Annotated in this window: 12 protein-coding genes; 8 read left to right on the top strand and 4 right to left on the bottom strand. The window is 65.2% G+C overall.

All coding sequences use genetic code 11. The annotated features are described in order from the left end of the window. Window positions 1-37 precede the first annotated feature (37 nt). Genes CFR79_RS04760 through CFR79_RS04745 form a run of 4 tightly spaced genes read left to right on the top strand, consistent with a single transcriptional unit; the run spans window position 38 to window position 4,232 of the window. A complete protein-coding gene (locus CFR79_RS04760) occupies window positions 38-1,999 on the top strand; it encodes a polysaccharide biosynthesis protein (protein WP_181417357.1) in 1,962 nt (653 codons plus the stop codon). Next, on the top strand, window positions 1,996-3,132 hold the full coding sequence (locus CFR79_RS04755; protein ID WP_110547098.1) for a DegT/DnrJ/EryC1/StrS family aminotransferase: 1,137 nt from the start codon (window positions 1,996-1,998) through the stop codon (window positions 3,130-3,132). The genes CFR79_RS04760 and CFR79_RS04755 overlap by 4 nt, the downstream gene beginning before the upstream one ends. A gap of 15 nt (window positions 3,133-3,147) precedes the next feature. Further along, window positions 3,148-3,651 carry a hypothetical protein gene (locus tag CFR79_RS04750; RefSeq protein ID WP_110547097.1) on the top strand — a complete coding sequence of 168 codons (504 nt, stop codon included), beginning with the start codon at window positions 3,148-3,150 and terminating at the stop codon, window positions 3,649-3,651. Then, complete coding sequence (locus CFR79_RS04745; protein ID WP_102324506.1) at window positions 3,648-4,232, top strand: HAD family hydrolase; 585 nt, start codon at window positions 3,648-3,650, stop codon at window positions 4,230-4,232. Before CFR79_RS04750 ends, CFR79_RS04745 begins: the two co-directional genes overlap by 4 nt. A gap of 62 nt (window positions 4,233-4,294) precedes the next feature. Here CFR79_RS04745 and CFR79_RS04740 read toward each other — a convergent pair whose 3' ends face one another. After that, window positions 4,295-5,419 (bottom strand): AI-2E family transporter, encoded by a 1,125-nt coding sequence (locus CFR79_RS04740; protein WP_102324505.1) that lies wholly within the window; start codon window positions 5,417-5,419, stop codon window positions 4,295-4,297. Between the two features lie 215 nt (window positions 5,420-5,634). Here CFR79_RS04740 and CFR79_RS04735 point away from each other — a divergent pair, with 215 nt between their 5' ends. Then, window positions 5,635-6,834: an MFS transporter gene (locus CFR79_RS04735; RefSeq protein WP_373280088.1), complete on the top strand. Its 1,200-nt coding sequence runs from the start codon at window positions 5,635-5,637 to the stop codon at window positions 6,832-6,834. A 9-nt stretch (window positions 6,835-6,843) separates the two neighbouring features. Here the strand turns inward: CFR79_RS04735 and CFR79_RS04730 are convergent, their stop codons facing one another. Then, the gene (locus tag CFR79_RS04730; RefSeq protein WP_110547096.1) at window positions 6,844-8,733 is read right to left on the bottom strand and encodes an ABC-F family ATP-binding cassette domain-containing protein; all 1,890 of its coding nucleotides are present in this window, start codon (window positions 8,731-8,733) and stop codon (window positions 6,844-6,846) included. Between the two features lie 161 nt (window positions 8,734-8,894). Here CFR79_RS04730 and ndk point away from each other — a divergent pair, with 161 nt between their 5' ends. After that, window positions 8,895-9,317 (top strand): nucleoside-diphosphate kinase, encoded by a 423-nt coding sequence (gene ndk, locus CFR79_RS04725; protein WP_102324503.1) that lies wholly within the window; start codon window positions 8,895-8,897, stop codon window positions 9,315-9,317. 92 nt (window positions 9,318-9,409) lie between these two features. On the opposite strand, the gene purN is transcribed toward ndk, so the two are convergent. Beyond that, window positions 9,410-10,033 carry a phosphoribosylglycinamide formyltransferase gene (gene purN / locus CFR79_RS04720; RefSeq protein WP_110547155.1) on the bottom strand — a complete coding sequence of 208 codons (624 nt, stop codon included), beginning with the start codon at window positions 10,031-10,033 and terminating at the stop codon, window positions 9,410-9,412. 7 nt (window positions 10,034-10,040) lie between these two features. Continuing rightward, the gene (gene purM / locus CFR79_RS04715) at window positions 10,041-11,141 is read right to left on the bottom strand and encodes a phosphoribosylformylglycinamidine cyclo-ligase (protein WP_110547095.1); all 1,101 of its coding nucleotides are present in this window, start codon (window positions 11,139-11,141) and stop codon (window positions 10,041-10,043) included. Window positions 11,142-11,278: 137 nt separating this feature from the next. Here purM and CFR79_RS04710 point away from each other — a divergent pair, with 137 nt between their 5' ends. Both CFR79_RS04710 and CFR79_RS04705 read left to right on the top strand, forming a co-directional pair. Continuing rightward, window positions 11,279-12,052, top strand: a complete 774-nt coding sequence (locus tag CFR79_RS04710) for a P-loop NTPase family protein (RefSeq protein ID WP_102324501.1) — start codon at window positions 11,279-11,281, stop codon at window positions 12,050-12,052. Between the two features lie 111 nt (window positions 12,053-12,163). After that, on the top strand, window positions 12,164-14,425 hold the full coding sequence (locus CFR79_RS04705) for an RNA degradosome polyphosphate kinase (RefSeq protein ID WP_110547094.1): 2,262 nt from the start codon (window positions 12,164-12,166) through the stop codon (window positions 14,423-14,425).

Below are 14,425 nucleotides of genomic sequence, written 5' to 3'. Positions count from 1 at the left end.
TCTTGCCCTCCGTCCCCTCGGCTATAGGAGGGGGATAATGGTTACGCAATCCTCCAGCAATCCCGCCCTGACCGAGCGGCTGCGCATGACACGGACCATAGCGCTGAACTTTACCCTTGATATCATCATGGGGGGAGTGGCTGCGTCCATGGCGGGGGCATTGTGCGGGGGCATGCCGGGGGCACGACCGGTATGGGGGCCAGCCGTCGCCGGTATGGGGTGGATTGCCGTCGCGGGCTGGCCGTTCCGTATTTTCCAGCAGCACTGGCGTTTTGCCGGGCGATCCGACTTCTGGCGGCTTGGCTGCGCCTGCGTGCTTGCGGGCATGCTTTCCATGGGCACGCTGGCGCTGGACGGCGCGCGCGACCTGTCCTTCAGCGTGGTTTATGCCCTGACGGTTTTCGTGTTCATGGCGGGCGCGCGGGCTGGATACCAGCACTGGCGGGACTGTCGGCGCGGTCGGGGCAGGCTGTCGGACGGGCGCATCATCCTGCTGGGTGGCGGGGAAATGGCCAGCCGCTTTCTCCGGCTCATGCCCGACAGGGGGCGTCAGGTCGTGGGCATGGTGGTGGAAGGCCCCCAGCGCCGACCGGGACGACGGCTGCGTGGCGTGCCGGTGCTGGGACAGGTGGCTGATCTGGCCCGTATCCTTTCGGACATGGATGGGGGGGGCGATCTGCTGCTGGTCGTAACCGATCCCCGCTTCCGGGGGGAGCGCCTGTCCGCCGTGCTGCATGTGGCGCAGGAAACCGGCACACAGGTGCGGTGCATGCCCGACCTGTCGGGTATTGCCGGGGGGCAATCCGCGCCGCTGCACCCTGTCCGGCTGGTGGATCTGCTCAACCGTCCCCCCCTGCCGCAGGATGGGGGTGGTATTGCGGACATGTTGCGCGGCAGGCGGGTCATGATTACCGGGGCGGGGGGATCGATCGGCAGCGAACTGGCCCGGCAGATCGCCCGTCATGGCCCCGCCGAACTGGTTTTGCTGGATATCGGGGAATATCCGTTATGGCAGGTGGATGTCGACCTGACGGAAAAGGCGGCGGAGGTTCCCCGGCATCTCGTACTGGCGGACATACGTGACGCTGCGCGCATGGATGCGGTCTTTGCCCGCTTCCGTCCCGAACTGGTCTTTCATGCAGCCGCGCTGAAGCATGTGCCCATGGTGGAGGAAAACCCGTGCGAGGGACTGCTGACCAACGTCACCGGCACCCGCATCGTAGCGGATACCGCGCGCCGCCATGGCGTAAAGGCGATGGTGCTGGTCTCGACCGACAAGGCGGTCAATCCCGCCAGTGTCATGGGGGCGTCCAAGCGGGTGGCGGAAATGTACTGTCAGGCTCTGGACGCGCAGGCCCGCAGGGGTGGGGAAGACCGGGCCATGCGCTGCGTGACCGTAAGGTTTGGCAATGTCATGGGATCAACCGGATCGGTCATTCCGCTGTTCCAGCGCCAGCTTGAGCGCGGGGGACCGCTGACCGTGACCGATTCGCGCATGCAACGCTATTTCATGACCGTATCCGAAGCGGTGGGGCTGGTACTGCAGGCCAGCGCCTGTGGCACGGGCGCGCAGGCGGGACGGCTTGCGCCGCTGTTATGCCGTGGCGGCGTATTCGTGCTGGATATGGGGACACCTGTACGTATTGTCGATCTGGCGCGGCAGATGATCGTGCTGGCGGGCCTGCGGCCCGACCGGGACGTGCAGATCCGCTTTACCGGACTGAGACCGGGGGAAAAGCTGGCGGAAGACCTGTTTTACCAGCAGGAAACCCTGCAGCCCACCGGCTGTCCCGGCCTGCGGATGGCAATACCGCGTACGGTGGACCTTGCGCAGGCTGCCAATATCATGGATGCACTTACTGCGGCATGCCGGAATGGTGATAGCGTGCAGGCGCTCGATCTGGTCCGCAGGCTGGTACCCGAGTTCGTACATAACCCGCATGGCGTGGTCGCGCCGGTCCCGGCGGGGCGGGTTGATGTGGAAAGGAATGCATCATGAATGCTCCGGTGGAAACGCCCATAGGTTTCCTGAACCTGCCCAAGCAGCAGAGCCTGATCGCCGAAGAGATCAAGCAGCGCGTGGACGCGGTCATGCGGCACTGCCGCTTCGTCATGGGGCCGGAGGTGATGGAACTCGAATCCCGTCTGGCCAGCTATGCGGGTGCGGCGGAATGCGTGGGCGTCTCCTCGGGGACGGACGCGATCCAGATCGTGCTGATGGCCGAAGGGATCGGCGCGGGCGATGCGGTATTCCTGCCTGCCTTCACCTATACCGCCACGGCGGAGGTGCCGCTGGTGCTGGGGGCGACGCCGGTTTTTGTCGATGTGGACCCCGCAACCTTCCAGATCGATCCCGCCAGCCTGCGCCGCCGCATTGCGGATGTGCGCAAGGCTGGCCGCCTGCGCCTGCGTGCGGTGATCGGGGTCGATCTGTTCGGCCAGCCCGCGCCATGGCCCGAACTGCGTGCCATCGCGGACGAAGAAAACCTGTTCCTCATGGCTGACTGCGCGCAGGCTTTCGGGGCCACGCTGTCCGGGCGCAGGCTGGGGCGCGAAGCCGTGGCTACCACGCTGTCCTTCTTCCCGTCCAAGCCGCTGGGGGCCTACGGCGATGCGGGCGGTATCCTGACCGATGACCCGGCGCGCGCCGAACTCTACCGTTCGCTGCGCACGCATGGGGAAGGCAAGACCCGTTACGAGGTGCTGCGTACCGGCATGAATGCCCGGCTGGACACGATTCAGGCGGCGATCCTGCTGGCCAAGCTGGACGTATTCGACATGGAACTGGGCCGCAGGCGCGTAATCGCTGACTGTTATGACGCGGGCCTGGCCGGGTGTGTCATTCCGCCCGCCCGCGTGGCCGACAGTGAATCGTCATGGGCGATCTATTCGGTCCTGACCGGTGGGGCGGAAGACCGCGCCACCATCCAGGACAGGCTGAAGGCGCGCGGAATCGCATCGGCCATCTATTATCCCCGCCCGCTGCACCTGCAGCCAGCCTACAGGGCCAGCCATGATGGCAGCCCCCTGCCGGTGGCGGAAGATCTGTCACAGCGCATCCTTGCATTGCCGATGCACCCCGAACTGACGGATCATGATGTGGGCCGGGTTGTCGCGGCCGTGTGCGCTTAAGGAGAACATACGCAAATGAAACGCGAGACAGTCCTGCTGATCGGGTTCCTGTTTATCACGATCGGTACGTCAGCAGGGTTGTGGTACATGGCCATGCCCAATTTCCGGCCACTGAGCTTCCCCACCATGGAATCGGGCACCATTGCCGTAGGTCCCATGCGCGCGGAACGCACGCTGACGGCAGCCCAGGTCCACACGTTCAATGACTGGTTGCAGGGTCATACCGCAGGCTGGGGGCCGCTGGGCCAGACCCCGCCTTCAACGGGGGACGCCGTGCTGATGATGCAGGTGGCGCCCGACGCGCACGACCAGCAGGCCGGGGCAGGCGCCCACCAGCCACCGGAGCCATACCGTATCACGCTGTGGACCGGTATCAGCGCGGCTGACTGGAACAACACCGTATTCGTGGAGTCACGGCCCGGTGCGGTCATCCGTGTCCATCATTTCAGTGACAGGGATTTCGGGGTGCTGCGTGACCTTGTGAACCAGTACGACTATCCCCGGTCCGCTTTTCCATGAGACTGGTGCGCGAGGGTACGGCGGGGCTGATCTTCGACTGTGACGGTACCCTCGTCGACAGCCTGCCCCTGTATCGTGAAGGGTGGATTGCGGCGCTGGAGGACGAAATCCGCCAGAGCGTGCCCTTGGAATGGTTCCACGGCCATGGCGGCATATCGGAACAGATGGTGCTCGATATTGTCGAACATCGTCTGGGCCGCAGCGTGAACCGTGACACCATCATCACCCGCGCGCGGGAAGGCATGCTGAAAAAGCTGCATGTATTACGTGAAATCACGGTCGTGACGGATATTGCACGGCAGTATCATGGCCGCCTGCCCATGGCGGTGGCGTCGAACGGGTCACGGCAGATGGTGTCGGCCTGTCTGCGCCATCTGGGGCTTGAGCGACTGTTTGACGTCATCGTCACCATTGATGATGTGGCGAACCCCAAACCTGCACCGGACATGTTCCTTCTGGCCGCAGGCAGGCTGGAAGTTGATCCAGCCGCCTGTCTTGTGTTCGAGGACAGCCGCGAAGGCATGCAGGCGGCAGGCCGGGCCGGCATGCCCCATGTCGATGTAAATACGCTCCTGCCCTGAGCAGGAGATGATCAATTCAGGCCGGACGGGGGCGGGAGGATATTCTCCCGCCCCTTTTGCGTTCAGACGCGTTCGTCATCTTCAAGCTTGGGCGTGGCGCGGTCCGCCGTAGCCAGAAGGGCGGCAGTCAGTGGAGAGGCCAGGATAAGGCCCGGCACGCCCAGAATGGTGCCGAAGATCGTCTGGGACAGGATGGTCAGCCCCGGCGGCATCTGCACCGCGTGGCGCTGGATCAGGGGGGCCATCACGTTACCTTCGAAAAACTGGATCGCGGCATACAGGCCCATGACCATGAACCCTTCGCGCGTGCCCTGCGACAGGGCGATCAGCACGGCAGGCACGGCGCCTACGAACGCGCCGATATAGGGGATGAAGTTGGCCAGCCCCGCCACCACCCCCAGCGCAAGGGCCAGTGGCACGCCGATGCACCACAGCCCGATAAAGGACAGCAGCCCCACCACCGTCATGTCCAGCGCCTGTCCCGCCGTCCATGCCCACAGGGTGCGCCCCGCTGTCAGCAGCAGGTCGCGTGATGTCTTGCGGTATTCATGCGGGACCAGCCGCAGCATGCCGTTGACATAGAGTTCGGGCGATATGGCGAAATACAGCCCCGCGATCAGGATGACCGCCAGCGTGCCCGCCGCACCAAAGGCGGAGGACACGAATCCCGTCATGGACCCCGCCAGCGAACCGAAGCCGCTGCCGCCCGAGGACGGCTCGTTCCCGCCAAGGGAGGAGGGCAGGTTATCAAGGATCATCCGCCCGATGGAGGAATTGCCCATCCGGTCGCGCAGGCTGTGGGCCTGTTCACTCAGGGCGGTGCGCAGCTTGACCGCCTGTTCCGATATTTCGGGGCCACTGCTCCATATCAGTGCGGTCAGGGCAGCGATCAGCACGACCACCACCGCTGTCAGCGCCAGCCAGTAGGGCAGGCGCGTATGCCGTTCCACGATACCGGCAAGGTTATGCAGGATGACGGCTACCAGCGTGGCGGCGAAGATGACCATCAGCACGTCGCCCACCAGCCAGATCAGCACGACCACGACGGTAACGACGATGGCCAGACGTAGCAGGCTGAAAATGCGGGCAAGCTGGACGGCGCGGGGATCGGTCACGCTGTCTTTCGCCTGTTCGTGTTCATGATGTGTGGTGTGCTGGGAAGAAGCCGGTGGGGGAGAGGCTGTCATCAATATGTCCGTAGGGTGGGCGGCACAGGTCCCGCAGGATGTAAAACCCGGCGGGGTCTGACCGGCATAACGTATTGGAAGGCAGGAAGGTCGAACCGGATTTCCATAAGGTGATGCCGGATTTGCGGCATTGTGTGTACAGGACCGCTGCGGCACTGATACGCTTAGCCGTAAGCCATTCCATCCCGCCGGGAAAGGGTCGAGATGTGCGTAGCCTGAACATTCTTCCCTCCCTCCCGGCCGGTCGCGGGCGCGTGGGGGCGGCCGAACTTGCGCTGGCGGTGGCGACGTTCACCATCGGCACGGGGGAATTCGCGCTTATGGCCGTCCTGCCCGGCGTTGCGCGTTCGCTTGGCGTATCGGTGCCGGTGGCCGGGCACGTCATCAGCGCCTATGCGCTGGGCGTGGTGGTGGGGGCGCCCCTTATCACCATTATCGGCGCGGGCCTGTCGCGGCGCAGGCTGCTGCTGGTGCTGCAGGCCCTGTTCGTGGTGGGCAATGCCGCGTCGGTCCTGTCGCCGGGATACCGGTCGCTGTTCTATGCGCGGTTCCTGACGGGCCTGCCGCACGGGGCCTTCTATGGTGTGGCCGCACTGGTCATGGCCGCCATGGTGGAACCGGGCCGCCGCGGGCGGGCGGTGGCGGGCGTGTTTGTCGGCCTGACCGTGGCGCATGTCGTGGGCGTACCGCTGACTACATGGGGCGGGCAGTTGCTGGGCTGGCGCATGATGTACGGGGTCATCACGATTATGAGTGTGCTGGCCCTTGGCCTGATCGCGCGCAATGTGCCCGAAGTGGCGGCGGAACCGTCCAGCGCGCCCCTGCGGGAACTGGGCGCACTGGCTCGCCCGCAGGTGTGGTTTACGCTGGCGACCGGTGCGATCGGTTTCGGGGGAATGTTCTGCGTAGGCACCTACATGTCCGAAGTGCTGCTGACGGTCACGCACGCCCCTGTCTGGGTCGTGCCGCTGGCGCAGTCGCTATGGGGCGTGGGCATGGTGGCGGGCAACATGGCGGGCGCGCGGCTGGTGGATGTCAGTCCCGCGCGCGCGGTTGTCGTGACGCTGGCGGGCAGCACGCTCATGTCGTGCCTGTTTCCCATCTGCGCGGGCAATCCTGGGCTGATCCTGCTGGTCATCAGCCTCATGGGCGGCATCATCGCGCTGCTGCCCGCGCTTCAGACGCGCCTTATGGATGTGACGGGCAATGCACAGGTTCTGGCCGCGGCCCTTAACCATTCCGCGGTCAATATCGCCAATGCGTTTGGCGCGTGGCTGGGCGGGGCGGTGATCGCCGCCGGTTACGGCGCGCAGTCGGTGGGCTGGGCCGGGGCGTGTCTTTCGGCAGCCGGTCTGGCCGTCTTTACGCTGGCGCTGGTGGCGCAGCGGCTGGAACGCCGCCACATGCCCGCCTGACGCCCGCGTTCAGTCAGCGCTTGCGGCTTCTTCCATCTCGGTTTCAGCTTCCAGCCAGTCTTCTTCCGCCTTGTCGTGTTCGCGTGCGATGGCGGCAAGGCGGGTGTTCAGGGCCGTGACCTCATCGGCCTTGCCGCCTTCATACAGGGCCGGGTCCGCCAGACGGGTTTCCAGCTTGGTACGCTCGGCCACCAGTCGGGCCATAAGCTGTTCCGCATCGCGGATTCGCTTGCGTAGCGGGGCCAGCGCCTTGCGGGCTTCGGCACGCTCACGGCGGTCATCGCGTTTGGGGGCCGCCGCCGGGCGTGACGGATCGCTCTGGGAGGCGGCGCGCGCGCGTTCCGTAAGCCATGTGCGGTATTCCGCCATGTCGCCATCAAACGGGCGCACCGTACCATCTCCCACCAGCCACAGCCGGTCGGCCACCAGTTCCACCAGATGCGGATCATGGCTGATCAGCAGGACGGCACCTTCGAATTCCGCCAGCGCACGGATCAGCGCGTCGCGTGCGTCAAGATCCAGATGGTTGGTCGGTTCATCCAGTATGAGCAGATGCGGCGCGTCGCGTGTCGCCAGCGCCAGCAGCAGGCGCGCCTTTTCGCCGCCCGACAGGTCGCGTGTTACGGTATCGGCCCGTTCCGCATCCAGACCGAAGCGGGCAAGCTGCGCACGCACGGCGGAAGGGGCTGCGCCGGGCAGGGCGCGGGCCATGTGGTCCACCGGGGTTTCGTGGGGGCGTAGTTCCTCGGCCTGGTGCTGGGCGAAATAGCCGACTTTCAGCTTCGGGCTGTGCTGGATCGTGCCCGATTGCGGCTCCAGCCGCCCCGCCACCAGCTTGGCGAAGGTGGATTTGCCGTTGCCGTTCGCGCCCAGCAGGGCGATCCGGTCTTCCATGTCGATGCGCAGGGACAGGTGCGACAGGATGGTATGGTCCCCATACCCGGCGGAAACCCGGTCCATGGTCAGCATGGGCGGCGGCAGGGCGGAGGGTTCGGGAAAGGAAAACTGGCTGGGCGCGTCCTCGATCACGCTGTCTATCTGCGGCAGCTTCTGCAACGCCTTCAGCCGCGCCTGTGCCTGACGGGCCTTGGTGGCCTTGGCGCGGAAACGGTCCACAAAGGACTGCATATGCACCCGTTTTGCATTGATGCGTTCAGCCATGCGGGCCTGCTGCAGGGCCTGTTCGGTGCGGATGCGCACGAATTCCTCATACCCGCCGGGTGTCAGCGTCAGCTTGCCGTGATCCAGATGGGCGATGGCGTCCACCGCGCGGTCCAGCAGCCCCCGGTCATGACTGACAATCAGCGCCGCCCCCGAAAACCGCGCCAGCCAGTTTTCCAGCCAGATCGTGGCTTCAAGGTCGAGGTGGTTGGTCGGCTCATCCAGCAGAAGCAGGTCGGGGTTGAGGAACAGCGCGGTTGCCAGCGCCACGCGCATGCGCCACCCGCCCGAAAAATCCGATACGGGCCGCGCCTGTGCCGCCGCGTCAAATCCCAGACCCGACAGGATGGCCGCCGCCCGTGCGGGTGCGCTGTGCGCGTCGATCGCCAGCAGGCGTTCATGAATATCGGCCACGCGGGCGGGATCGGCGCAGGTTTCGGATTCGGCCAGCAGTTCCGTGCGTTCGGTATCGCCCGCCAGCACGGTTTCCAGCAGGGAGCCGTAGCCCGTGGGCGCTTCCTGCCGGATGCGCGCCATGCGTGCGCGCGCCGACATGTGGATGCTGCCCCCATCGGGCGCAATGTCGCCCGCGATCGCGGCCAGCAATGTTGATTTGCCCGCCCCGTTACGGCCCACAAGGCCGATCTTGCGCCCCGGATCGATGCTCAGGCTTGCGCCATCAAGCAGGGTGCGCCCTGCAATGCGCAGGGTCAGGTCGGATATGACGAGCAGGCTCACGGGCGGAAAACTCCGGCAATATGGGGGACATGGCTGGTTTCGTGCGGGTTGTACCTACCAGTCCGCGGCGATATGCTCTAGATGGCGCTTGTAAGGCGATGGCGGTTTATGACCGATGCCGTCTCGTTATATTCCATCACCTGTTTGAAAGGAGCTGTCCCATGGCAGTTGAACGTACCCTCTCCATCATCAAGCCCGATGCAACCCGTCGCAACCTGACCGGCAAGATCAATGCCGTGTTTGAAGACAACGGCCTGCGCATCGTCGCCCAGAAGCGCATCCAGCTCACGCCCGCAACCGCTGGCGCGTTCTATGAAGTGCACAAGGAACGCCCGTTCTACAACGACCTGGTGTCCTTCATGGTATCCGGCCCGGTCGTGGTGCAGGTTCTCGAAGGTGAGAACGCTGTCCTGAAGAACCGCGAAGTGATGGGTGCGACCGACCCCAAGAAGGCCGAAGCCAACACCATCCGCGCGCAGTTCGCCGAAAGCATCGAAGCGAACTCCGTCCATGGTTCGGACAGCCTTGAAAACGCGAAGAACGAAATCGCGTTCTTCTTCGCCGGCACCGAAATCCTGCCCTGATCCTTACGGACCGGAAGGATGCGGGGTTCTGCCCCGCCCATGTAAAAGCCGGCCTGCGGGCCGGCTTTTTTCATGCCCGGATGGTTCCGGCCTTATACGGACAGCAGGCTGGCCGCCGCATTCGGCACGGGCGCGCCCGCGGGGTCCAGCACGCGCAGCAGGGCGGCCGGGTACAGCCTGTGTTCCTGCCGTAATACGCGCGCGGCCAGCGTGTCGGGCGTATCATCGTCCAGAACGGGCACGGCTGCCTGCCCGATGACGGGGCCTTCATCCATGCCCTGCGTTACCCAGTGGACCGTGCAGCCATGAATGCGCGTGCCGTTTTCCAGCGCGCGTTCATGCGTATGCAGGCCGGGGAAGGCTGGCAGCAGGCTGGGATGAATGTTGAGCATCCGTTCCGCCCATGCACTGGTCAGGAACGGGGTAAGCAGCCGCATGTAGCCCGCAAGGCAGATATATTCCACGCCTGCCGCGCGCAGCGCCGCGTCCAGCGCGCGCTCATGCGCCTCCCGGTCCCGGCCATAGGGGCGGTGGTCGATGGCGTGGGCTGCAAGTCCGGCTTCGCGCGCCACGTCCAGTCCCGGCGCATCGGGATTGTTGGACAGGACAAGGGCGATCCGGGCGGGATAGTCCGGTTGCGCGCACGATTCGATCAGCGCGCGCATATTGCTGCCGCGTCCGCTGATCAGGATCGCGATCGGTTTCTTGTGCGTCACCACGGGTTCAGTCACGCAGTCCGGGCAGGCTGTCGAAGGCCAGCGTGGCCGGGGCGTCCGGGGTTTCGCCCTGCGCGATGGACCCGATGACGAACGCCTGCTGCCCGCGTTCGGCCAGACGGGCAAGGGCCGCCGCGCTGTCGCGCACGACCAGCACCATGCCGATGCCGCAGTTGAATACGCGCAGCATTTCCTCGGTCGTGACATTGCCGGTGCTGGCCAGCCATTGGAACACGGGCGGGATCGGCCATGCGGACCCATCAATGACGGCGCGCGTGCCCTTGGGCAGCACGCGGGGCAGGTTGCCCGGCAGACCACCGCCGGTGATGTGCGCCGCCCCCACCAGCAGCCCGGCATGGTGCAGGTCCAGAACCTGATGCACATACAGGGTCGTGGGCATCATCAGGGCCTCGCCCAGTGTCTGGCCATCCGCGAAGGGGCAGGGCGCATCCCATGCCAGCCCGCTGCGGGTGACAATGTTGCGTACCAGCGAGAAGCCGTTGGAATGCACGCCAGCCGAGGGCAGGCCGATCAGCGTGTCACCGGGCTGGATGCTGCCCGGCAGCAGGGCCGTGCGCTCCGCCGCGCCAACTGAAAAACCGGCCAGGTCATAGTGGCCGGGGGCGTACATGCCCGGCATTTCCGCCGTTTCGCCACCAACCAGCGCGCAGCCGGAATCGGCGCAGCCCTTTGCGATGCCACGCACCACCTTCGCCGCATCGTCAATCGACAGCCTGCCCGTTGCGAAATAGTCCAGAAAGAACAGGGGGGTCGCGCCCTGCACCACCAGATCGTTCACGCACATGGCGACCAGATCGATACCCACCGTTTCATGCAGTCCGCTTTCGATGGCGATCATGAGCTTGGTGCCCACGCCATCGGTGCATGACACAAGGATGGGATCGGAAAAACCGGCGGCCTTCAGGTCAAACAGCGCGCCGAACCCGCCAAGGCCGCCCATCGTGCCGGGGCGGTCCGTCGCGCGGGCGGCAGGCTTGATGACTTCGACAAGCGCGTCACCCGCGGCAATGTCCACACCGGCATCGCGGTAGGTGGCGCCGGGTGCTGTATCGGCGGGGGAGGCAGGCGGGCGGGGGGCGGACGTCATGCGGCGGGCCTTTTTTCGTAATCAAACTATCACTTCCCCGGACTCCCGCAGGCAGGCTATGGAAACCGCAGCACGGAACCGGGGATCGAACGGACTTCCGGCTTTCTTTACGTCAAGGCGGGGCAACGCACAAAGCGGTGGTTGAGCGCACGAAGCTGAAAACGGATGAAAACGCGCTTGGCGGCGCGATCGGGCAACTGGTGTTGCCGTTTGCCCACACGCCCCGATTCGCTGCGGATGATTTCGTCTTTTCCGCCTCCAACGCCGCTGCGCGAAGCTGGCTGCTTGGTCCCACCCCGTGGCCGGACCGCAGGCTGGCCCTGTGGGGGGCGGCAGGCACGGGCAAGACCCACATGCTGGAAATATGGGCGCAGATGCACGATGCGCTGCTGTTGCAGGGGCCCAGCCTGTCGCACGGGCATGTCGCCGCGCTGTTTGGCGCGGGTGGCCACGCGCCGGTTATGGCCATCGTGCTGGACGGGGCCGACTGCTGCACGGATGAACGGGCGCTGCTGCACCTGCTCAATACCGCCCGTGAACACGGTATCGCCCTGTTGATGGGCGGGCGTGAACCGCCTGCGCGCTGGCCGGTCGTGCTGCCGGATCTTGCCAGCCGCCTGCGTGCTACCATGGCCGTGGCCATACGCCAGCCCGGTGACGGGCTGCTGCGGGTGCTGCTGCTGCGGCTGCTGGCGGAACGCCAGATTGTCGTATCGCAGCCGGTGGTCGAATGGCTTCTGCGCCGCCTGCCGCGTACCGCCCTTGCCATGCAGGAAGCCGTGCGCAGGCTGGATCACGCCGCCCTTGCCGATGGGGGGCGGGTCACGCGCGCCCTTGCCACCCGCGCGCTGGCGGACATGCTGGTGGGGACAATGATGGCGGAGGGGAAGGAATCCGAACCCGAAGCCTGAATGGTCCCTGATCCGGACGGCCTGCCGCACTGGCTCTGGTCAAGGCGTGTGCTGCTGGCCTAGAGTCGGACATAATCATAAGAGTGCCACCCAAGCGGGAGAGCGAGACAATTGGCCAGATCGCCACGTAACCCTTCCACCCCCGCAGCAAAGGCGCCGCGTGTCCGGCGGCGTGTCGCAACAGGGCGACAGGTCGCGTTGCGCGAACCGGCGGAACCCCTGCCGGATGCCACGTCGCCCGCGCGGTTCATAAACCGCGAACTGTCCTGGCTGGATTTCAACCAGCGCGTGGTGGACGAGGCCGACAACCCCCGCAACCCGCTGCTGGAACGGGTGCGCTTCCTGTCGATCAGCGCCAGCAATCTGGATGAATTCTATTCCGTGCGTGTGGCCGGTCTGGTGGGACAGGTGCGCGAAGGGCTGCTCAAGACCTCGCCCGACGGGATGACGCCCCAGCAGCAGCTTTCCGCCGTGCGGGAGCGCACCGGGCGGCTGTTGCAGGAACAGCAGCGTATCTGGCGCGACCTCCAGCGTGAACTGGAAGCGGCGGGTATTGTCCTGTGTGATGAGGTCTCGTTCACGGCGGAAGAACAGGCGTGGCTGGAAAACTGCTTCATGGAGCGTGTTTTTCCCGTCATCACGCCCCTTGCGATAGATCCCGCCCATCCGCTGCCCTTCCTGCCGAATATGGGCATCGCGCAGGCCCTGCGGCTCATGAACGCCGAGACCGGCCAGTTCGTGATGGAGGCGCTGATCCTGCTGCCCGCGCGGATCGAGCGTTTCATCCGCCTGCCCGCAGGCCTGTCCCCGCCGGGCAAGACGCGCTTCATCCTGCTTGAACGCCTGATCGTCATGTGCATCGGCCATCTGTTCCCCGGTCTTGTGGCGGGGGAATGGGGTGTGATGCGCGTGGTGCGCGATACGGATGTCGAGTTCGAGGACGAGGCCGAGGATCTTGTGCGCTCCTACGAATCCGCCCTCAAGCGGCGCAGGCGTGGCGTGGTGATCCATCTCGACATCGAATCCCGCATGCCCGAGGATCTCGCCCGCTCCATGGCCGAGGGGCTTGGCCCGCCGCCGGATGAGGTGTTCGTCCAGTCAGGGCTGATCGGGGTGGTGGACCTCAAGCAGCTTATTGTCGATGACCGGCCCGACCTGCTGTTCCCGCCCTATACCCCGCGTTTTCCCGAACGGATTGTCGATTGCGGGGGCGACTGCTTTGCCGCCATCCGTGCGCGGGACATGATCGTCCACCATCCATTCGAAAGCTTCGATGTGGTGGTGCAGTTCCTGCGGCAGGCAGCGCTTGACCCCGCCGTGGTGGCAATCAAGCAGACGCTGTACCGCACGTCGCGCGACAGTCCCATCGTGAAGGCGCTGATCGAGGCGGCGGAAGCGGGCAAGGCCGTGACCGCCATGGTCGAACTGCGCGCCCGGTTTGATGAGGAAGCCAATATCCGCCTTGCCCGCGCGCTGGAAGCCGCGGGGGTGCAGGTCGTGTTCGGCTTCTCCGACCTCAAGACCCATGCCAAGCTCAGCCTTGTGGTGCGGCGTGAAGGGGCGGCGCTGCGGTCGTACGCCCATTTCGGCACGGGCAATTATCACCCGATCACCGCGCGTATCTATACCGACCTGTCGTTCTTCACGTGCAACCCGGAACTGGCGCGCGATTCGGCACGGCTGTTCAACTACATGACCGGCTACGCCATGCCCGCGAAGATGGAGGCGATCGCGTTTTCGCCCGTAACCATCCGCCGCACGCTGGAAGACCTGATCGCGGGTGAGATCGCCCATGTGCAGGCGGGCAGGCCGGGCCAGATCTGGCTCAAGATGAATTCGCTGGTCGATCCCGACCTGATCGACCGGCTCTATGCCGCGTCATGCGCGGGCGTGCGGATTACGGCGGTGGTGCGCGGCATCTGCTGCCTGCGGCCCGGCGTTCCGGGGCTGTCGGAAAATATCAAGGTCAAGTCGATAGTGGGGCGTTTTCTGGAACATGCCCGCATCTATGCCTTTGGCGACGGCCACCGGCTTCCGTCCAAACATGCGAAGCTGTACATATCCTCGGCGGACTGGATGCAGCGCAACATGGACTGGCGGGTTGAAAGCATGGTGCCCATGCTTGACCCGCAGATTCATGCCCGCGTGCTTGACCAGATCATGATGATCGACCTTAAGGACAACCTTCAGTCATGGATACTGCAGCGCAACGGGGTGTGGCGTCGGCTGGAGCCGGGACGCAGGCCGTTTTCATCGCATGAGTATTTCATGGAGCACCCGTCCTATCCGGGGCGCGGCAAGGCAGGGGGCGAGGCCCCGATCCGGGTCAGTGCCTCCCAGCCCTGGCATGCGGAACAGACTATTGAGGACTGA

The organism is Komagataeibacter saccharivorans, assembly GCF_003207825.1.
Lineage (GTDB): Bacteria > Pseudomonadota > Alphaproteobacteria > Acetobacterales > Acetobacteraceae > Komagataeibacter > Komagataeibacter saccharivorans.
This window is presented reverse-complemented; position numbering and strand designations above follow the sequence as displayed.

What these genes read in the sequence shown, in the direction of transcription:
- CFR79_RS04760 (WP_181417357.1), top strand. Translation starts at nt 38, where the DNA reads ATGGTTACGCAATCCTCCAGCAATCCCGCCCTGACCGAGCGGCTGCGC.
- CFR79_RS04755 (WP_110547098.1), top strand. Translation starts at nt 1,996, where the DNA reads ATGAATGCTCCGGTGGAAACGCCCATAGGTTTCCTGAACCTGCCCAAG.
- CFR79_RS04750 (WP_110547097.1), top strand. Translation starts at nt 3,148, where the DNA reads ATGAAACGCGAGACAGTCCTGCTGATCGGGTTCCTGTTTATCACGATC.
- CFR79_RS04745 (WP_102324506.1), top strand. Translation starts at nt 3,648, where the DNA reads ATGAGACTGGTGCGCGAGGGTACGGCGGGGCTGATCTTCGACTGTGAC.
- CFR79_RS04740 (WP_102324505.1), bottom strand. Translation starts at nt 5,419, where the DNA reads ATGACAGCCTCTCCCCCACCGGCTTCTTCCCAGCACACCACACATCAT.
- ndk (WP_102324503.1), top strand. Translation starts at nt 8,895, where the DNA reads ATGGCAGTTGAACGTACCCTCTCCATCATCAAGCCCGATGCAACCCGT.
- purM (WP_110547095.1), bottom strand. Translation starts at nt 11,141, where the DNA reads ATGACGTCCGCCCCCCGCCCGCCTGCCTCCCCCGCCGATACAGCACCC.